Origin of the sequence: Mesorhizobium sp. M0159 (assembly GCF_040322295.1) — a bacterium.
Lineage (GTDB): Bacteria > Pseudomonadota > Alphaproteobacteria > Rhizobiales > Rhizobiaceae > Mesorhizobium.
This window is the reverse complement of sequence record NZ_JAMYTF010000051.1, coordinates 15,782-34,681: the sequence shown is the minus strand read 5'-3', so window position 1 is coordinate 34,681 and position 18,900 is coordinate 15,782. Positions and strand designations below refer to the sequence as shown.

Here is an 18,900-nt window from a genome sequence, read left to right as displayed (position 1 = left end):
CTTTCCCGGCCTTCAAAAAAGCCCCATTAACTCACCAACCAGGATTTCGCTTCCCGTGCAAAGCCCTCCTTGTGGGAGAAGGTGGCCGAGCGAAGCTCGGTCGGATGAGGGGTGTTCCAGCTTGGCACCGACGGCAATCCGTCCAACACCCCTCAACCGTCTCGGCGCTGCGCGCCGATCCACCTTCTCCCACAAGGGGAGAAGGAAAGAAGGGGTCACCCCTTCGGCGCGGGCGCCGGCACGGGCTTTACGTTCGGGGTTTCCTGCGCTGTGTTGGATTCGATCGGCGGCAGGCCTTTCATCAGCTTTTGCTGCAAGGCGGCAAGCACGTCCGGGTCCGGCTTCAGGTCGCGGGCCTGGTTCCACTGGAAGGTGGCTTCCAGCTTGCGGCCGACGCGCCAGTAGACGTCGCCGAGGTGATCGTTGAGCACCGGATCCTCCGGCTTCAACGAAACGGCGCGTTCCATTTCGCGCACCGCATCGTCGAACTGGCCAAGGCGGTAATAGGCCCAGCCCAGCGAATCAACGATGTAGCCGTCGCTCGGCCTCAGGTCGACGGCCTTCTGGATCATCGCGAGGCCTTCCTTGAGGTTCATGTTCTTGTCGACCCAGGAATAGCCGAGATAGTTCAGAACCTGCGGCTGGTCGGGGTAGAGCTCCAGCGCCTTGCGGAAATTCGGCTCGGCCTTCGGCCATTCCTTCAGTCGCTCATAGGCGATGCCGCGCTGGTAGAAAATGTTCCAGTTGGCGGCGGTCGGCGTCTTCAGCACCTCGACTGCCTTGTCGTAAAGATTGGCGGCGGAGCGGAAATCCTCCTTCGAGGAATAGACGCCGCCGAGCGCCAGATAGGCGCGCATGTCGTCTGGATGCGCATCGACGATGGCCTTGAGGTGAGCGATCGCCTCGTCGTTGCGGTCGAGATCGGCAAGGTTGAGGCCAAGCTGCAGGTCCGAAAGCTCCTTCAGCGGCGAGCCAGCGGGAATGCGGCGATAGAGCGCGATGGCGCCCTCGCCGTCCTTCAACTGCTCGGCAACGGCGGCGAGCTGAACGAGCGCCGCGTCGTTGTCGGGCCGCAGCGCCAGCGCATATTGCAGATAAAGCCGCACGAACGGCTCGCCACCGCCGCGGTTGAGCGCGGTGGCGAGATCGAGCAGGATTTCCGAGGCGCCGTCCGACGGACCGGCAACGAAGGGCTCGATCTTTTCGCCCTTGTTGATCTTGTCGCGAAGGGCCGCAATCTCGACCTTGCCGGGGGCGAACGCCTCGGCCTTGTCGAGCACCGACAGCGCCTTGGCCTTGTCGCCTTTGCGGGCGAGGAAAGAGGCGTAGGCCTGCGCGTTGCGCATCCATGTTTCGGGGGCCGCACCGCCTGCCGCCGTGTCCTGCACGGTGGCGGTGTAGAGCGCATCCGCCCTGTCGGGCAGGCCGGAGGCGTCGGCAATCAAGGCGCGGTGGAAGGACTTGAACAGGCTGAACCAGTCGGGGCCCTGCAGCTTGTCGATGGAAGCCATGGCCTCGCCGGCGTCACCCGCACCTTGCTTGGCCCAGCCGGTCATGACGCCGGAGATCAGCCGGTCGAGATCGGATTCGAGCGACAGCTTGAGCCAGTATTCGGCCTTGGAGAAATCCTTCTTGTGGAAGGAATCGATGGCCAGCGCCAGGCGCGAGAAGCGCTCGACGTCGGGAACCGCCTTGAGCTTGTCGGCATAGACCAGGGATTCGTCGAAGCGACCCTGCGCGATCAGCGACAGCATCAGGCTCTGCTGCAGTCCCGTATCGTTCGGATCGAACGCAAGCGCCTGCTTGTAATAGGAAATGGCGCTGTCGAGGTCGTTGTCGCCGTCGGCGATCCTGGCGGCAAGATAGGCCCCCGAGAAGGATGTGATCCTGACCGGCTCGGCGGTCTGTTTGGCATGCGCCGGCAAAGCCGAGATCGCCATGCCCGTCGCGATTGCCAGCCCCGTCAGCCAGCGCGCATATCCTTGCCGCATCATATCCCTTTCAGCCAAACGCCATCTCCGCGTCAGCGGGATCGCCGTAGACTCGATCTTTACAGATAAAGCATGGCCTTTTTGGGGTCGTGCTTCAACCCGGCCCGAATTCACAATCGGGTCAAGCAATTAATAAACCATGCCGAAAGAGGTCGCGCGACTGCATTGCGACAATCCGGCAATGGCAAACCGGCGTCACGGCCCGGAACTCAGGACGTTTGCCAAAGGCTTGGATCGAGCGCCTGCATGGCGATGGTGACAAGATCGTGCAGCCGCTTTTTCGGCACGCCGTCGCGTGCCTGGACCGAAAGGCCGTGCATCAGCGTGGCGTAATAGTCACCCAGCGTCTCGGCATCGGTATCCGGCTTCAATTCGCCATCGCGCACGGCCTTTTTCAATCGCTCGACGATCGACGCGGTACGCGCCAGCCGATGCTCCGCCAGCCATTGCAGCACGGCGTCATTTTCCACGGCGCAATTGGTCGCGGCCGTCACCACCATGCAGCCCTGCGGCCGCCCCGGCCTCGTATAAATTTCTACGGCTTCGCGAAGCATGCGCTCGATGACGCGCCGGACATTTGGTTCTTCCTCCAGCGCGCGCGTGGCGAAGCCGCCCTCATTGGCCTCGTAAAGCGCCACCGCTTCGCGAAACAGATCCTCCTTCGAGCCGAAGGCGGCATAGATGCGCGCCGATGCGAGGCCAAGCGCCGATACGAGATCGGCCATCGAAGTGCCCTCGTAGCCGCGCCTCCAGAAAGCGTCGCGGGCTTTCTCCAGCGCCTGGTCGCGGTCGAATTGCCTTGGCCTGCCTGCCATGGCGGTCTCCAATTTTTGTCGATCAACAAATAATCCGCTTGACTTGGGATTGCAAATCTCAGTTCTTTGTCGATCATTAAATAATTGTCGACAAGGAGTCCGACATGAGTTCACTCGATCAAGGCGCGCCGCTCGGGGCGATAACGCAAGGAGCAAGCACGGCGAAACATGGCGCAACGCTGGCGCTGCTCGCCTTCGCGCAGCTCATCATCTCGCTCGACCTCAACATCGTCTTCGTGGCGCTGCCGGAGATCGGCGCCGGCCTCGGATTTTCAGGCCAGACCCTGCAGTGGGTGGTCAGCGCCTACACCGTGTTCACCGGCGGCTTCCTGCTGTTCGGCGGCCGGGCCGCCGACCTGATCGGCCAGCGCCGCGTCTTCATCTTCGCGCTCTGGCTCTACGCGCTCTCATCTCTGGTCGGCGGCCTCGCCTGGTCGCCGGAAATCATCATCGCGGCCCGCGCCGTGCAAGGCATCGGCGCCGCGTTCCTGTTTCCTGCGACGCTGTCGCTGATCAACCGCCTGTTCGCCGAGGGACCGGAACGCAACCGGGCGGTCGCCGTCTGGGGCGGCGCGGGCGCCAGCGGCCTGACGCTCGGTTCGCTTGCCGGCGGGTTTCTGACCAGCGCCTTCGGCTGGCCGTCGGTCTTCTATGTCAACGTGCTGCTGGCCGGGATCGCCATCATCGCGGCTTTCGCCATCATCCCGCGCGATCGCAAGTGGCACGAGCAGCGCAGCTTCGATCTGCCGGGCGCTCTGACCGTCACCGCCGGCGCGACGCTGCTTGTCTTCACCCTGGTTCAGGGGCCCGAATATGGCTGGGGCTCTGGCGCAATCATCGCCAGCGCGGCACTGGCGGCATTCTTCCTGATCGCCTTCACCGTAATCGAGGCCAACAGCGCCGATCCGCTGATGCCGCTGCGCCTGTTCCACAACCGCAGCCTTGTCGCCGGCATGACGATAACCTTCCTCTGCATGGCCACTTTCGGCGCGCTGCCCTACTTCCTCACCGTGCTGCTGCAGAACGTGCACGGCTTCACTGCCTTGCAGACGGGCCTCGCCTTTCTCGTGCCGTCGGTCGCCATCGCCACCGGTACGCAAGCCGGCGAGCGTCTGGCAACGCGCTTTTCGACGCGCAGCACCCTGGTCGGCGGCATGATCGTCGGCGCGGTCGGCACAGCATTGATGGTATCAGGCGCGACTGCCGACAGCAGCTATCTGTCCCTCGTACCCGGCCTGATCGTCTCCGGCGTCGGACAAGGCATCGTCTGGACCGCAATGTGGATTGCCGCCGCTTCCGGCGTTGCCCATGACCAGCAAGGCGTCGCCTCGGGGATGGCTTCGACGACGCTCAATGTCGGCAACGCCATCGGCATGGCCGTGCTGATTGCGATTGCCAACAGCCAAATCGGCGAATTGTCCGGCAATGCGTTGAAAATTGCCGTCGCCGACGGCATCCAGGTCGCCTTCTGGCTCGCGGCGGCGGGTATCGTCGTTAGCCTGCTGGCAGCAATGGTTCTTCCGGCAAAGGCTCGATGAGAACAAGCGCGGGGCGCCGATGCCTCTCAATTCACCCGGCTGATGCAGAAATCGATGACGTCGATCAGCGCCGATTTCTGCGGCGTCGCCTCGAGCGGCGCCAGCGCGTCGCGGGCGATCTCGCCGAAATGGCGGGCGCGCCCGATGGTGTCGGCAATTGCGCCGTGGCGGAGCATCAGGCCGATGGCCTTCTCCAGCCCGGCATCGTCGGCGGCATTGTCCTCGATGGCGCGTTTCCAGAAGCTGCGCTCGGCCTTGGTGCCGCGCCGATAGGCGAGGATCACCGGCAGCGTGACCTTGCCCTCGCGGAAATCGTCGCCGACATTCTTGCCGAGGTCCTTGCTGGTGCCGCCGTAATCCAGCGCGTCATCGATCAGCTGGAAGGCAAGGCCGAGATTCATGCCGTAGGAGCGGAGTGCTGCGCGATCATTGCGCGTCGCCTGAGCGATGACGGGGCCGACCTCGGCGGCGGCCGAAAACAGCGCCGCGGTCTTGGCCTTGATCACCGCGAAATGCTCATCCTCGGTGGTCTCGAGGTTTTTTGCGGCAGCGAGCTGCATCACCTCGCCTTCGGCGATGACCGAGGCTGCGCTCGACAGGATATCGAGCGCTTCAAGCGAGCCGACATCGACCATCATGCGAAAGGCTTGGCCGAGCAGGAAATCACCGACCAGAACACTGGCCTGGTTGCCCCAGATCATACGCGCCGTCTTCTTGCCGCGCCGCATGCCGCTTTCGTCGACGACGTCGTCGTGGAGAAGTGTCGCGGTATGCATGAATTCGACCGATGTGGCGAGCTTGACATGGCCGTCGCCGGAATAGCCGAACATCTGGGCCGCGGCGAGCGTCAGCATCGGCCGCAGCCGTTTGCCGCCGGACGAGATCAGATGGTTGGCAATCTCCGGGATCATCTCGACATCGGAGCCGGCCTTCGACAGGATCAATTTGTTGACGCGCCCCATGTCGGCCACGGTCAGGTCGATGAGGTCCTTTATCGAGGCGGCTTCGCGCTTCCCGTTTTCAATGTTGAGAACGACACCCACGGCAAAACTCCCAACCTCGATATGCACGACGGCAACATGGTCCCTGGACAGACTCTAGGGTGTCACCCACCGGCGCGGCAAGAGGCGAATTGGCGCGCCGGCTCTGGTACATGATCACGCCTACGTTTACATCAACGCCGCAAACTGCGAGTTTCATCCGATGATAGAGCTCATCCGCACCAACGACGCCGTCATCATTTCGTTTGTCGAATCGCTGATGCGCGATGCCGGCATCGGCTGTTTCGTCGCCGACCAGAACATGAGCGTCCTCGACGGCTCGATCGGCATCCTGCCCCGCCGTGTCATGGTGGATGCCGACAAGGCCGATGCGGCGCGGCGCATCCTGACGGATGCCGGCATCGCCAACGAGATCCGCCAAAAATAATGTCCGCGTCGCCCGCTGCCCTTGTCCCGGACATGCCGGCTCATACGGTCGACGCCTTCCATCGCGGTCGCTTCTGGCTGGTGCAGCCGAGAAAGGCGGGCCACCGCGCCGGCATGGATGCGATGATGCTGGCGGCTGCCGTGCCGTCCTCGTTCGCCGGGCGGCTTGCCGACTTTGGCGCGGGTGCCGGTGCCGCCGGCCTGGCGGTACTGTCGCGCTGCCCCGCTGCAGAGGCCGTGCTTGTCGAGCGTTCCCCGGAAATGGCGGCCTTCGCCACCACCACGCTTGCCCATCCCCGCAATGCGCATCTCAGCGACCGCGCCTCGGTGCTCGTCGCCGATGTCGCGCTGTCGGGCCGGGCGCGAACGGCCGCCGGCCTCGAGGACAACAGCTTCGATTTCGTCATCATGAACCCGCCGTTCAATGCCGCCGAGGATCGCGCGACGCCCGATCCGCTGAGAAAGGCCGCGCATGTCTCGGAGGATGGGCAGTTCGACAGCTGGATCCGCAGCGCGGCCGCGGTGGTCAGGCCGGGCGGCGGGCTGGCCGTCATCGCCAGGCCGGAACAGCTCGGCGCCATCCTCGATGCCATCGCCGGCCGCTTCGGCGATGCCGAGATGCTGGCCGTCCACCCTCGCCCCGAGGCGGCAGCGATCCGCATCGTCGTCCGGGCAATTCTCGGCGCACGCGGCAAACTGTCGATCCGGCCGCCGCTGATGCTGCATGCCTACTCAGGCAATGGCCCCTCGGAACGGGCGGAGCTGATCAATAACGGGCTGGCGTCGCTGTTCGGAGATTGATCCATTTTGATTGCCGGGGTGACGGCATTGCCGTTGGCCGGCGAATTCCTACATGCCTCAAGCATATCGACCGGAGACAGCCCCCTCGTGAAACGCCTTTTCAACCGCCTGCTGCCGAAATCCTGGCGCTCCACCGTCGTCACCATTCCGGTCATCCGGCTGCACGGCACGATCATGCCCGGCGGCGGCCAGTTCCGGCCGAGCCTGTCGCTCGCTTCCACCGCCGGCCTTCTCGAAAAGCTGTTTTCCTTCGACGCGCCGGCGGTCGCCATCTCGATCAATTCGCCAGGTGGCTCGCCGGTGCAGTCGCGGCTGATCTTCAGGCGCATCCGCGACCTGGCGAGCGAGAAGAACAAGAAAGTCCTGGTTTTCGTCGAGGACGTGGCGGCCTCGGGCGGCTACATGATCGCGGTCGCCGGCGACGAGATCTTTGCCGACCCGTCCTCCATCGTCGGCTCGATCGGCGTGGTGTCGGCCTCGTTCGGCTTTCCGGAGCTGTTGAAGAAGATCGGCGTCGAGCGCCGCGTCCACACCGCCGGCCAGAACAAGGCGGTGCTCGACCCGTTCAAGCCGGAAAAGAAGGAAGACGTCGAGCGCCTGAAGGCGCTGCAGCTCGAGGTCCACGAGACCTTCATCGATCTCGTCAAGGACAGGCGCGGCAGCAAGCTCAAGGACGATCCCGACCTGTTCACCGGACTTTTCTGGACGGCCAAAAAGGGGCTGGAGCTCGGGCTGGTCGATGCGCTCGGCGACATGCGCAGCGTGCTGAAGAGCCGTTTCGGGCCGAAAACCCAGCTCAAGCTGATCACCGCGCCGCGCGGCCTGTTCGGCCGCTTCGGCCTGTTCGGCTCGAGCTTTTCGGCGCCCGATATTGCCGCCGCCGCGGCAAGCGGCGTCATCGATGCGGCGGAAGAGCGCGCGCTGTGGGCGCGCTTCGGGCTTTGAAAAGCTGGTGAAAGCGTCTAGCATAAATCATCAACCGACCCGACCGGCCGCCTTGCCGGCCTTGCGAGGGAGGAGTTTGACATGCCGCAGATCATTTTCTTCGCCGTCGTCGGCATTGCCGCCTATTTCGGCTACCGCTCCTTCGTCAGGGAAGCCGAGCGTGTGACCGCCAAGGTGCGGCGTACCGAAAAGCAGGCCGCCAACGGCACGATGGGAACATTGGTCAAGGACCCGAAGACCGGCGAATACCGTCTGGCCAAGGATTGACCGTCGTCCCCCACGCGGCCGAGCCAGTGAACTCCGAGGCCAGCATCCGGGCGTCGCACGCGCACGCCAAGATAAATCTCGCGCTGCACGTCACCGGCCGGCGCGCCGACGGTTATCACACGATCGAAAGCCTGGCTGTGTTCACGCGCTTCGGCGACCGCATCGAGACGGAACTTGCCGACAGCGATGGGTTTTCCGTGTCCGGCAAATACGCCTCCGCGGTGCCGGTCGACGACAATAATCTGGTGGTGAGAGCGCGCGATGCACTGCGGCGCGAGGCCGGTCCCCAGCACGCACCTGCTGTCGCCATCAGGCTCGAAAAGAACCTGCCGGTCGCGTCCGGTGTCGGCGGCGGGTCGAGCGATGCGGCGGCTGTGCTGCGCGCCCTGGTCCAGACCTGGGGACTTGATGTCGGCGATGCCGAACTGGCGCGGATCGGCCTGTCACTCGGCGCCGACGTGCCGATGTGCCTCGCAGCCAAGCCGCTGATAGCCCGCGGCATCGGCGACGAGCTGACGCTCGTGCCGGGTTTCCCGGCGCTGGGTCTGGTGCTCGTCAATCCCGGCACTGCCGTCTCGACGGCCGACGTGTTCGAGGCGCTTGGCCGCCGCGACAATGCGGGGCTGCCGCCGCTGCCGCGCAACCTCGACTTCCACAGCATCCGCAACTGGCTGGAGATCACCCGCAATGATCTCGAGCCTGCGGCGCGCGCAATCCAGCCCGCGATCGGCAAGGCGCTTTCCGTGCTCAACAAGGCCGGAGCCGGTTTTGCCAGGATGTCCGGTTCAGGCGCCACCTGCTTCGGGCTGTTCGAGACCGGCAATGTGGCCAAGCGCGCGGCCGTCGATATTCGCAGCCGCCATCCCGACTGGTTTGTCGCGGCGACGCGAAGCGTGACATCGGAGGTTGATGCCCATGGCCAGGATTGACGAGAGCCGCCCCTTCGTTCCCGTGCGCATCGCGGTACTGACCGTTTCCGATACGCGCAGCCTCGCCGACGACAAATCCGGGCAGACGCTGGCCGACCGCATTGCCGAGGCTGGCCATGTCCTGGCCGCCCGCGACATCGTCACCGACGACCGCGACAAGATCCGCGACAAGGTCCTGGGTTGGTCAAGGGACGAAGCGATTGATGTCGTCATCACCACCGGCGGCACCGGCTTCACCGGCCGCGACGTGACGCCGGAAGCGCTGGAGCCGATCTTCGAAAAGCGCATGGACGGCTTTTCCGAAGTGTTCCACCGCATCTCCTACGACAAGATCGGCACTTCGACGATCCAGAGCCGGGCAACCGGCGGCGTCGTCAACGCCACCTTCGTTTTCGTGCTGCCGGGCTCGCCCGGCGCCTGCAAGGACGCCTGGGACGGCATCTTGAAGCCGCAGCTCGATTATCGGCACATGCCCTGCAACTTCGTCGAGATCATGCCGCGGCTGGACGAGCATTTGCGGCGCGGCTGAGACGAACCGAGGTATCAGCCAAGCGACCTCGGTTTAGCGAATGACCGGCTCGCCGTGAAAACGCCGGCGCGACGGCGGCGACACGCCGAAGCCAACCTCCATCATCAGCCGCGGCGTGCGCGTCGGCACGGTGCCCATATGGAAGCCGAACGGATCCTCGACAAAGCCGAGGCCGGCCGGCCCGGTCAGCGTGACCGGGCTCTGCTCGCCGTAGACGCCCAGCACCTCTTCCGCCGAATGGCCGACCAGCAGCGTCAGCTGATGCTTCAGGATGCGGCGGTTATGGGAGCCGCGGACATAGACATGCGGCCCAGTGTCGGCGTCGACCGGCACCAGGTAGAAAAAGAACTTCAGCATGCGCCAGTCGTCGAGGTCGAAATGGTATTTGCCGAGCGAGGCCATGTTCTTGTCGGCGTCCGAGACGCCACCGGTCGGAAAGCTCCACCAGACGCGGGTCGTGATCAGCTTGGCCTGGCTGCCGAGATAGTGCGCTGCGATATCGAGAAGCAGCGGATCGCGCTGCACGGCGACCGCAGCGTTGCAGTCGAGGACCCGTTCGAAATAGTGACCGCTGAGCAGCGGGCGGCCGAAATGCTTTTCGGCATCGGCGTGTTTTTCGGGCAGGAATTCCAGCCGGCGGTCGAAATTGCCGAAGCATGGCGTGCGCTCGGCGAAGCGGGCGATCTCCTCATGGATGGCGGCCGGCAGCATCAGGCCCGAATAGAGCCCCTCCGTCCGCAGCGCGCCGACGACGGCATCGCGATCGACGCCGGCGAACATCGTTTCACCGACATTGCGCGCCGGCGGAACCGGCTTCGCGCCGCGCCAGTGCAGGCGCCGCGCCGGCATGGTGCGCGCCAGCATGAACATCGGCAGCCATGCCGGATTCTCGCGAAGGTCGGAAAGATAGGTCGGGATGCGGGCGGCGATGCGGCGCAGCGTACCGCCGTTGCGTGCGATCGCCTCGAGGCTTGCAGCGCCGGACTTGTCAGGGCTTGAAAGGGTCATCGGGGTCCTCACAATATCGAGGGAACAGCATCGACGTTAGTCGTCGCCGCTCCGGCACACCCCAAACCCTATTCGCCCATATCGCCGGGAATGGTAACCCCCGGCCCGATTTTGTGCAATGCACAATAAACGACGACCCGCCAGAAAATTTGCTTGGGGCGGGTTCCCCGGACCGGGACGGTAAGCCGTCAATTCCGCGGCGCGACCCAGATCTCGGCGTGGAGCCTCCTGGTCGCCAGGCCGCGGGCGATCGCTTCGGCGCTGCGGGCGTTCTTCGACAGCGCCGCGGCCTGACGCTTGCTGATCACCAAGCCTTCGGCGAGAGCGCGATTTCCGGCAAAGACGCGCGACAGGAACGGCGCGCGGCTGCCGCGTGCCCGCGAGAACCGCGCCGCCATGGTTTGCCTGGCGGTATGGGCGACGACCTCGTCGATCCAGCCCTCTCCCAGCCGCGCGCCCGGTTCCAGCAAGAGCAGCCAGTCGCCCTTGGCCTGCCTGATGCCGGCGGCGATGCCGCCGCTGACATAGTGGCAGCCGGCATGTTCGGCGACGCGGTGCGTCTGATCGGTCGAGCCGGTGTCGCAGACGAGAACGTCGCGCACCACGCCTTCGACCGCGCCGCCGATCAGCGAGGCGAGCGTGCGGGCAAGGCCCTCCTCGTCATTCAGGGTTTCGATCAGGACGCTGAGCATGTTTAGCCGAATAGCGGAAAGCGGTGGGCAGCGCCAGTTTTTGCGGCGCGCCGCGAGAAAGTTCTTGCTTTGTTCTCATCAATACGATAGGAATACATTCATGAGCAGAGCGATTCGACAGCGGGCGGACAGTCCCTGGGAAAGGGCCAAGATGGAACAGATCGTGCGTGCCGACATTGCAGCCTTCGGCGCTGGCAGGGCCGAAATGGCGAATGCTATGATCGAGCAGAGCGGCATGCGCGTCCGTCCGGACCGCAATCGCGGCAGGTCGGCGGGCATCAATCCGTCCGGCCGTTTCGAGCCGGTCAGCAGGCATGTGTTCGACGATGGCTGGAATTCGCTGGAGGAGCTGCCGCCGTTCAAGACCGAGGTACAGGTCGAGAAGCCGCGCACCATCATCACGCGCAACGAATCGCCCGACATCTCCTTCGACCGCTCGATCAACCCCTATCGCGGCTGCGAACATGGCTGCGTCTATTGTTTCGCGCGGCCGACGCACAGCTTCATGGGCCTGTCGCCGGGGCTGGATTTCGAATCGAAGCTGTTTGCCAAGCCGGATGCGGCGCGGCTGCTCGACAAGGAATTGTCCAGGGATAATTACCAGCCGCGCACCATCGCCATAGGCACCAACACCGATCCTTACCAGCCGATAGAGAAGCAATACCGGATCATGCGCGAGATCCTCGAAGTGCTGGAGGCGCGCGGCCATCCGGTCGGCATCGTCACCAAATCGGCACTGGTGACGCGTGACATCGACATTCTGTCACGCATGGCCGAACGCGGGCTGGCCAAGGTGGCATTGTCGGTGACGACGCTCGACCGCATGCTGGCGCGCACCATGGAGCCACGCGCGTCGACGCCGACCAAGCGGCTGGAGGCGATCAGGCAGCTTTCGGACGCCGGCATTCCGGCCTCGGTGATGGTCGCGCCGATCATCCCCGGACTGACCGACCCGGAAATGGAGCGCATCCTCGATTCGGCGCAGGCAGCTGGCGCACGCGAGGCCGGTTATGTGCTGCTGCGCCTACCGCTGGAGGTCGCGCCTATCTTCAAGGACTGGCTGCTGCGCCACTATCCCGACCGCTATCGCCACGTCATGTCGCTGATCCGTTCGATGCGCGACGGCAAGGACTACGATTCGGAATGGGGCAAGCGCATGAAAGGCTCCGGCCCGTATGCCTGGCAGATCGGCCGGCGTTTCGAGATCGCCGCCAAACGGCTCGGCCTCAACGCCGAGCGGCGCTCGCTCAGGACCGACCAGTTCGTCCCCGCTGCCAAGGCAACCGAGCAGCTGATGCTGCTGTGACAAAGCGTCTCGCGCCAGCCGCTTGAAGCGGCCGCAGCAGGCGAAACATCCCGTCCGGCCTGTCCTGTCCCCGGGCTTGCAGACGGTAGCCCCTCCTGGTCCGGTGCCCCGCCCGACCCGGAGGGACTTGCGGAGAATCGGAGCCGATGCGAACCTCGCCGCACCATGGCTCGCCCGCGTTCCGATTCTCCGCTTCTCTTCGAAATCGTCGAGAAACCCGACTTCTCGTTCGAGACGAAGGCGGTGGCCGAAGGCCTGTGGCCGGTGGCGGGGATGGACGAGGCCGGCCGCGGCCCGCTCGCCGGGCCGGTGGTAGCGGCAGCGGTGGTGCTCGATCCCGCCAACATCCCCGACGGCCTCGACGATTCCAAGCGGCTGACGCATTTGCAGCGTGAGGCGCTGTTCCTGAAAATCCTTGGCTCCGCACTCGCCGTATCGATGGCGTCGGTCAGCGCCGAAGGCATCGATGCCTCCAACATCCTCAAGGCCAGCCTGGAGGCGATGCGCCGTGCCGTGGCCGGCCTGTCAATCCGGCCGAAGCTGGCACTGGCCGACGGCCGCGACGTGCCGCCCGGCCTGCCCTGCGAGGGCAAAGCACTGATCAAGGGCGACCAGCGCTCGCAGTCGATCGCCGCAGCCTCGATCGTCGCCAAGGTGATGCGCGACCGCATGATGTGCGGCTGCGGCAGCCATCATGCGCGTTACGGCTTCGAACTCCATATGGGCTACGCCACTGTGCGCCATCGCACGGCGATCGATCTGCATGGACCAGTGGCGCGGCTGCACCGCGCCTCCTTCGCGCCGTTCCGGTTCGGCGGCACCGAGGTGCTGGAGGAAGAGGGTTTTTCGGGTTTGGATTGAGCGATTCGGCATGGTGTGATCTCCCCCTCGAGGGGGAGATGTCGCCAAAGGCGACAGAGGGGGTCGGTACGTCCTGGCGCGACGCCATGCGGGACGAAAGAGAAGGCTGGCGCTTCACGCGCGGCGACCCCCTCTGGCCTGCCGGCCATCTCCCCCTCGAGGGGGGAGATTACGCTCCGCTCAGTTCAGCTTCGACTTCAAATCCTGCAGCGAGGCGTTGAACAGGTCGGCGCCGGCCTTGGCGTCGATCTTGCCGGCCAGCAGCGCGCGCGCGGCTTCGACCGCGATATCGACGGCGCTGGTGCGCACTTCGCCGATCGCTTCGCGCTCGGCCTGGCCGATCTTCTGCTCGGCCAAGGCGGTGCGCCGGGCGACATAGTCCTCGGTCTTCTTGTGCGCCTCGGCGGCAAGCATGTCGGCTTCACGCTTGGCGGCGGCGACGATGGCCGCGGCCTCCTGCTCGGCTTCCTTGCGCTTGCGCTGGTATTGGCCGAGCAGTTGCTGGGCCTCTTCGCGCAACCGCCGCGCTTCCTCGAGCTCGGAGCTGATCTTGTCGGCACGCGCATCGAGCGCCTTGGCGATCATGCCCGGCACCTTGATGTAGATGGCGATGCCGAGGAAGATTACGAGAGCAACCGTTGCCCAAAGCGTCGCGAGAGATGTGGCGTCCATGATGCGCTCCTCACCCGGCCACGGATTTGACCGCGGCCGCGATTTCGGCCTTGCTGGCCTTGCCGCCGACAAGCGCCTCGACGATGGCTGAAGCGGTATCCTCGGCGATCGTGCCGACTTCCTTCATGGCATTGGCCTTGATGGAAGAAATACGCGCCTCGGCCTCGCCAAGCTTCTGGTCGAGGGCGGCTTCGATCGTCTTGCGGGCAGCTTCGGCTTCCGCCTTGGCCGCATCGTTGGCCTGCTGGCCGATCGCATTGGCCTTGCCCTTGGCTTCCGCCAATTCCTGCTCATAGGCGGCAACGGCGGCATCGGCCTCGCTTTTCAGCCGGGCAGCATGGTCGAGATCCTGGGTAATGCGGTCGTTGCGCACGTCGATGATGCCACCAACGCGCGGCATCACCACCCGTTTCAAGAAGAGATAAAACAGCCCGAAGGTGATTGCCAGCCATAGAAGCTGCGAGGGGTACGTCGCCGGATTGAATGGCGGGAACGTGCCGTGCGCCTCGGCAGGCACACCGGTGCCAGCGCTGCCACCTTCGACGGCGGGCGCGGGCTCTTGCGCAAAGGCAGATGTCACGAACATGGACTATCCCCGAAATTCAGGCCCGCCGCAGGATCGCGGCCGGCCTGTTCAATTCTTCCCAATGTTCAGCCGAACAAGCATTCAGCCGAACAGGGCGAGAAGCGCGATGAGAAGCGAGAAAATACCCAGCGCTTCGGTCACGGCGAAGCCGAAGATCAGACGGCCGAACTGGCCGTCGGCGGCCGACGGGTTGCGCAGCGCGCCCGCCAGATAGCTGCCGAAAATGTTGCCGAGGCCAATGCCCGCGCCGCCCATGCCGAGGCATGCGATGCCGGCGCCGATGTACTTTGCTGCTTCTGCGTCCATTTATTCAACTCCTTTGGATCTAAAATTCCGTTGCAAATTCGATCCGGCGGCAATGCCGGAAACCTTGTCAGTGCCCGGGATGCAGGGCGTCGTTGAGATACATGCAGGTCAGCACGGCAAAGACGTAGGCCTGCAGGAACGCGACCAGCAGCTCCAGCGCCGTCAGCGCCACGGCCATCGCCAGCGGCAAAACCGAACCCGCCACGCCGACCGCGCCGAGCGCGCTCAGGCTGACGACAAACCCCGAGAACACTTTCAGCGTGATGTGACCGGCGAGCATGTTGGCGAACAGACGAACCGAGAGGCTGACCGGACGCGAGACGAAGGAAATCACCTCAATCAGCACCACCAACGGCAGCAGGTAAACCGGCACGCCGTGCGGGACGAACAGCTTCAGGAAGCCAAGGCCGTGCTTGGTGAAGCCGTAGACAACGACCGTTCCGATCACCAGCGCAGCGAGGCCGAAAGTGACGATGATGTGGCTGGTGATGGTGAAGAAATACGGGAACAGGCCAAGCAGGTTGGCGACAAGCACGAACATGAACAGCGAGAACACAAAGGGGAAGAACTTCATGCCTTGCGTGCCCGCCGCGTCCCTCAGCATATTGCCGACAAATTCATAGGCCATTTCCGAGACCGACTGAAGGCGGCCCGGAACCAGGCTGCGGCTCGACGTGCTGAGGTAGAGAAACGCCGATGCGACAGCGACCGTCGCAAGCATGAACAGTGCCGAATTGGTGAAAGACAGGTCGTAGCCGCCGATGTGAATCGGAATGATCGGATGGATCTGGAATTGGTGGATCGGATCGACCTTGTCAGCAGCCACTTTAAATCCCCATCAAAGCCGCAGACGGCTTCAGTATCCTGTTCAATGCGCCGGCATGCGGCGCCTCAATTCATTCTTTCGGATCGCGCGGCTTGTCGCCCGTTCCGAATTCCGACACAAGCCCGGCTGAACGCAGGACATTGAGCACGCCGGCGCCAAAACCCAGCAGCAGCCCGACTATCAGACCCCATGGCGATGTCCCCGCCACGCGATCGATAAACCAGCCGAGAGCCGCGCCGACCACTATCCCGGCGATGAACTCGCTGGACAGCTTGAGCGCCTGGCCGTACCCGGCCACACTGCCCGCTTTCGCGTCGTCTTTCCCCTCGAGCCGATCAGGCCGCCTTGTCGCAAGCGATGCTTCAAGGTCGCGCCGGCGGCGCTCAAGATCGTCGTCGCGGATGTCGGCTTCATGCTGCTTGCCGCGGCCGGTTTTGCCGGTTCCGTCTGGCCCATTCTTGTCGGCCACGCAACCCCCTCCTGCCCGGTCAGACCGTCGCCGTCCGTCCGCTTCTTAAAGTCGCCGGCAACATAGTTAGAGGGTCCGCGCCCGTCAAGCCACGGGCGGACGTTCAAGCTCAAGTATTTTTTTGTTATAAATCAGCTACTTGCTCGGGTGCGACATCGTGCCCGACGCGGCCTCTGGCGGGCTGCGGCCGAATCCCTACGGCGATGCGTCTTCGATCGGCCGCTCTCGCGGGAAAGATGCAAGGGCTGCCCGAGCGCTCAGCTCCAGCCGCCGCCATAGGTGCGGTAGAAGATGTGCAGGCCGATCCTGGTCATTTTCTGCATCGTCCGCGCCCAGCCCGGATGGACGTAGTTGGCGTAATAATGGGTCGACGAGCCGACTTCCGGAATGAAGATCTTGCCGGCTGTGACGGCCATGGCGACATCCTGTGCGGTCTGGTAGGCAGCGGGGTTGTCGATGCGCTTCTTCCTGCCGTCGCAGGCGAAGGAAAACTGGCAGCGGTTGAACCAGTTGTCGTTCTGGTAGACGACGCCGCAGATCGAGTTCGGATAGGCCGGGTTGCGGACGCGGTTGAGGATGACCTGGGCGACGGCGGCCTGGCCACGCACGGCTTCGCCGCGCGCCTCGAAATAGATGCCGTTGGCGAGACAGGCCTGCTCCGGTTTGGAAAAGACGCTCGCCGGCAGCGGCGTCTGCATCCAAGAATGATCGCCCTTGCTCAGCGGCGGAATGAAGCGGCCATCGTTCGCGTCCTCGTCCTGCAGCAAGGCCTCGAAAGGCGACGCCTTGGCGTAATCGGGGACCGACGAGGCGTAAGCGGTCGCCAGCACGTCAGGATGATCATTGTTGACCAGCGCGGCAAGCATCGCCGGCACGCCGGAATCCGGCTTCTTGTCGATGCGCGTGTGGAAGGCGGCGGCGATCTGGATTTCCTTGCCTTTGATCTCGGGCTTGGCGAAAGCCATCCTCAGGCCGCTGTCCATGCTTGGGCGGAGCAGCGAAGAGGTGCGCTCGAAGATCGAGCCGGCGTTGAAGTTCTTCGGCGGCGAGACGGGCGAGACCTGGATGATGCGGCCCTTCTTGTCGGCACGCGTGATGCGGTTCTCGTCCGGCGTCGTGCCGGCGATGCCGCCCTTGCCGCGAAACGAGACGGAGCCGATGCCGGGCAGTTGGACGCCGGAGCCGGAGAGCGAGCCGGTGCTGCTGGAATCGAGGAAGGGCATTTCGGCGGCGTGAACGGAGCCGGCGACGGATTTCTCGACATAGGCGTTCCAGCGGACGCTCGGCGCCTCCAGGCCGGAGACCAGGCTGGTCATGTCCTGATAGGCAGCGACCGTCGGAAAGCCGATCCAGATGCCAAGGCCAATAATAAACGGAGACAGGAAGGAACGCTTTTTCTCACCGGCGGCGGCGACAAGCCGCGTCAAAACACGTCGATGCACGGAACTCTCCAGAAACGCAACGGACCCCACTGGAGAGCTACAATGATGCATTAACCTTGATGGGGCGTTAACAGCTTAGAACGTTGTTTTCCCATCTCGTGTCGAAGTCAGGCGCTTTTGCGGCCATCGCTTGACGGAAGAAAGATCGGCCAGGCGATCAGCGCGCAAATAGCCGCACCCAGCCAGACGCCTGCCCACGAGCAGAGCACGAGAAGTCCGGGAATGGCGATCGGCACCAGGAAGAAGGCAATGAAGACCAGGCTGTTGGCAAGGCCGAGCGCCGTTCCGGCCTGGCTCGCGCCGGCCAGCGTCGCAAGCTCGGTGTAGGCGACGCCATGCCAGGAGGAGACGCAGATGCCGGCCACGACCAGCATCGCGACCATCGCCGGCGACAGCATCGGCGCTTGGCCTGACAAGAATTGGGCCGAAAACAAGACGAGCGCCGCAAGCACGGTGAAGGCGGCCACGCTCAGCATGCTGCACAGACGCAGGAACGACCGGCGGTTGCCGTGACGGTCGGTGTAGCGGCCGCTCCAGACGCGCATGACCATGGCGCCGACCTGCACGGCAGCCAGGCTGGCGCTGATCACGGCTGTTCCCATGCCGGCGAAATCATGCAGGAACACGGAAGCAAATGTAAGCACCGCCACCTGCGGAAAGCAAAGCAGGCCGATGGCTGTTGCGATGCGCCAGACGGCCGGGTTGCGCAGCGGCGCCGGGCCGGCCGACAATGCCATGCTGCCCGAATTGGCATCGTCATGCGCCGGCGGCTGATGCAGCCAGCGCCAGGCGAGCGAGGTCGAGACCGCGGATGCAGCCGCCAGAAGTCCGAAGACTGCCGTGAAGCCATGGGCTGAAGCGAGCGATGGCAGCACGAGCGCGCCAAGCCCGCCGCCAAGCGGCACCGCCGTCTGCCTGATGCTCATGGCAAAGCCGCGCTCGCCTTCGCCGAACCAGGCCATGATGGCGCGGCCGCTGGAGCCGTTGACGCTGCCGCCGAGCAATCCGGTGACCAGCAGGGCAGCGGCGAGAAGCGCGATGCCGGGAATATGGGCCGGTGACGGCACGACCAGCGCGGCCATGACAAGCAGCCAAACCGCGGTTGCGCCGAGCCCCGTCAGCAGAACGCGGCGGTCGCCCCAGCGATCGGTCAGCAGCCCCCACGGCAATTCGCTCAGCGCCACGCCCAGGCCGAGAAGGCCAAGCGCCAGGCCGAGTTCGCCATTGGAGAGATGGTAGCCCGAGCGCAGGAACACCGCCGTCGCCGGAATGCCGGAGAAGGTCGCGGAAAAGCAGGCATTGGCGGCGACGCCGATGCCCAGCACCTTCCAGCGATGATTGGGTCGAAGTGCCGCCGCTTCTGACGGGGCGGCAACGGCGGCCGGGCGAAGCGGTTTGCAATCTGCTCGTGTGGCGACAGCGGACATGGTTCAGCTCCTGCATGGGTCGGCTGCATTCGGTCTTGACGCGCTCTCTCTACCGCCATAGCT

21 protein-coding genes are annotated in these 18,900 nt (G+C 64.5%); 9 read left to right on the top strand and 12 right to left on the bottom strand.

Translation table 11 applies throughout. The annotated features are described in order from the left end of the window. Positions 1–215 precede the first annotated feature (215 nt). Positions 216–1,991 (bottom strand): tetratricopeptide repeat protein, encoded by a 1,776-nt coding sequence (locus NKJ32_RS29835; protein WP_031211039.1) that lies wholly within the window; start codon positions 1,989–1,991, stop codon positions 216–218. 209 nt (positions 1,992–2,200) lie between these two features. Further along, the gene (locus NKJ32_RS29830) at positions 2,201–2,806 is read right to left on the bottom strand and encodes a TetR/AcrR family transcriptional regulator (RefSeq protein WP_352593260.1); all 606 of its coding nucleotides are present in this window, start codon (positions 2,804–2,806) and stop codon (positions 2,201–2,203) included. A 104-nt stretch (positions 2,807–2,910) separates the two neighbouring features. On the opposite strand from NKJ32_RS29830, the gene NKJ32_RS29825 reads away from it, so the two are divergent. Beyond that, positions 2,911–4,344, top strand: coding sequence for an MFS transporter (locus NKJ32_RS29825; protein ID WP_352593258.1), 1,434 nt, complete (start codon positions 2,911–2,913; stop codon positions 4,342–4,344). Between the two features lie 26 nt (positions 4,345–4,370). Here NKJ32_RS29825 and NKJ32_RS29820 read toward each other — a convergent pair whose 3' ends face one another. Beyond that, the gene (locus NKJ32_RS29820; protein ID WP_352593256.1) at positions 4,371–5,387 is read right to left on the bottom strand and encodes a polyprenyl synthetase family protein; all 1,017 of its coding nucleotides are present in this window, start codon (positions 5,385–5,387) and stop codon (positions 4,371–4,373) included. Positions 5,388–5,547: 160 nt separating this feature from the next. Between NKJ32_RS29820 and NKJ32_RS29815 the strand changes: the two genes are divergently transcribed. The 6 genes from NKJ32_RS29815 to moaB all read left to right on the top strand — a co-directional run bounded on the left by NKJ32_RS29815 (position 5,548) and on the right by moaB (position 9,242). Further along, complete coding sequence (locus NKJ32_RS29815) at positions 5,548–5,772, top strand: putative signal transducing protein (RefSeq protein ID WP_023674082.1); 225 nt, start codon at positions 5,548–5,550, stop codon at positions 5,770–5,772. Next, complete coding sequence (locus tag NKJ32_RS29810) at positions 5,772–6,572, top strand: tRNA1(Val) (adenine(37)-N6)-methyltransferase (RefSeq protein WP_352593253.1); 801 nt, start codon at positions 5,772–5,774, stop codon at positions 6,570–6,572. The genes NKJ32_RS29815 and NKJ32_RS29810 overlap by 1 nt, the downstream gene beginning before the upstream one ends. A gap of 87 nt (positions 6,573–6,659) precedes the next feature. Further along, positions 6,660–7,517: a S49 family peptidase gene (locus NKJ32_RS29805; protein ID WP_352456850.1), complete on the top strand. Its 858-nt coding sequence runs from the start codon at positions 6,660–6,662 to the stop codon at positions 7,515–7,517. Between the two features lie 81 nt (positions 7,518–7,598). Further along, positions 7,599–7,784, top strand: a complete 186-nt coding sequence (locus NKJ32_RS29800; protein ID WP_023674078.1) for a membrane protein — start codon at positions 7,599–7,601, stop codon at positions 7,782–7,784. 26 nt (positions 7,785–7,810) lie between these two features. Next, a complete protein-coding gene (locus NKJ32_RS29795; RefSeq protein WP_352593421.1) occupies positions 7,811–8,713 on the top strand; it encodes a 4-(cytidine 5'-diphospho)-2-C-methyl-D-erythritol kinase in 903 nt (300 codons plus the stop codon). Beyond that, entirely contained in the window at positions 8,700–9,242 is a 543-nt protein-coding gene (moaB, locus tag NKJ32_RS29790; protein WP_352489568.1) for a molybdenum cofactor biosynthesis protein B, read from the top strand. Before NKJ32_RS29795 ends, moaB begins: the two co-directional genes overlap by 14 nt. A 33-nt stretch (positions 9,243–9,275) precedes the next feature. Here moaB and NKJ32_RS29785 read toward each other — a convergent pair whose 3' ends face one another. Together NKJ32_RS29785 and NKJ32_RS29780 are read right to left on the bottom strand one after the other, a co-directional pair. Next, positions 9,276–10,250 carry a phytanoyl-CoA dioxygenase family protein gene (locus NKJ32_RS29785; RefSeq protein WP_352449928.1) on the bottom strand — a complete coding sequence of 325 codons (975 nt, stop codon included), beginning with the start codon at positions 10,248–10,250 and terminating at the stop codon, positions 9,276–9,278. A 188-nt stretch (positions 10,251–10,438) separates the two neighbouring features. Continuing rightward, a complete protein-coding gene (locus tag NKJ32_RS29780) occupies positions 10,439–10,942 on the bottom strand; it encodes a glycosyltransferase (protein WP_352593249.1) in 504 nt (167 codons plus the stop codon). 151 nt (positions 10,943–11,093) lie between these two features. Here NKJ32_RS29780 and NKJ32_RS29775 point away from each other — a divergent pair, with 151 nt between their 5' ends. Further along, complete coding sequence (locus NKJ32_RS29775; RefSeq protein ID WP_254818651.1) at positions 11,094–12,248, top strand: PA0069 family radical SAM protein; 1,155 nt, start codon at positions 11,094–11,096, stop codon at positions 12,246–12,248. 165 nt (positions 12,249–12,413) lie between these two features. Then, positions 12,414–13,109: a ribonuclease HII gene (gene rnhB, locus NKJ32_RS29770; protein ID WP_352593246.1), complete on the top strand. Its 696-nt coding sequence runs from the start codon at positions 12,414–12,416 to the stop codon at positions 13,107–13,109. A gap of 180 nt (positions 13,110–13,289) precedes the next feature. Here the strand turns inward: rnhB and NKJ32_RS29765 are convergent, their stop codons facing one another. The 7 genes from NKJ32_RS29765 to NKJ32_RS29735 all read right to left on the bottom strand — a co-directional run bounded on the left by NKJ32_RS29765 (position 13,290) and on the right by NKJ32_RS29735 (position 18,837). After that, on the bottom strand, positions 13,290–13,781 hold the full coding sequence (locus NKJ32_RS29765; RefSeq protein ID WP_352593243.1) for a F0F1 ATP synthase subunit B: 492 nt from the start codon (positions 13,779–13,781) through the stop codon (positions 13,290–13,292). Between the two features lie 10 nt (positions 13,782–13,791). After that, positions 13,792–14,367: a F0F1 ATP synthase subunit B gene (locus NKJ32_RS29760; RefSeq protein WP_352622998.1), complete on the bottom strand. Its 576-nt coding sequence runs from the start codon at positions 14,365–14,367 to the stop codon at positions 13,792–13,794. An 81-nt stretch (positions 14,368–14,448) separates the two neighbouring features. Next, positions 14,449–14,673 (bottom strand): F0F1 ATP synthase subunit C, encoded by a 225-nt coding sequence (locus NKJ32_RS29755; RefSeq protein WP_006206606.1) that lies wholly within the window; start codon positions 14,671–14,673, stop codon positions 14,449–14,451. A gap of 67 nt (positions 14,674–14,740) precedes the next feature. Next, positions 14,741–15,499 carry a F0F1 ATP synthase subunit A gene (locus NKJ32_RS29750; protein ID WP_352579870.1) on the bottom strand — a complete coding sequence of 253 codons (759 nt, stop codon included), beginning with the start codon at positions 15,497–15,499 and terminating at the stop codon, positions 14,741–14,743. Between the two features lie 70 nt (positions 15,500–15,569). Continuing rightward, entirely contained in the window at positions 15,570–15,968 is a 399-nt protein-coding gene (locus NKJ32_RS29745; protein WP_023716852.1) for an AtpZ/AtpI family protein, read from the bottom strand. A 257-nt stretch (positions 15,969–16,225) separates the two neighbouring features. Then, positions 16,226–17,410, bottom strand: coding sequence for a cell wall hydrolase (locus tag NKJ32_RS29740; protein WP_352593237.1), 1,185 nt, complete (start codon positions 17,408–17,410; stop codon positions 16,226–16,228). A gap of 107 nt (positions 17,411–17,517) precedes the next feature. Further along, a complete protein-coding gene (locus NKJ32_RS29735; protein ID WP_352593234.1) occupies positions 17,518–18,837 on the bottom strand; it encodes an MFS transporter in 1,320 nt (439 codons plus the stop codon). Between the last annotated feature and the right edge of the window lie 63 nt (positions 18,838–18,900).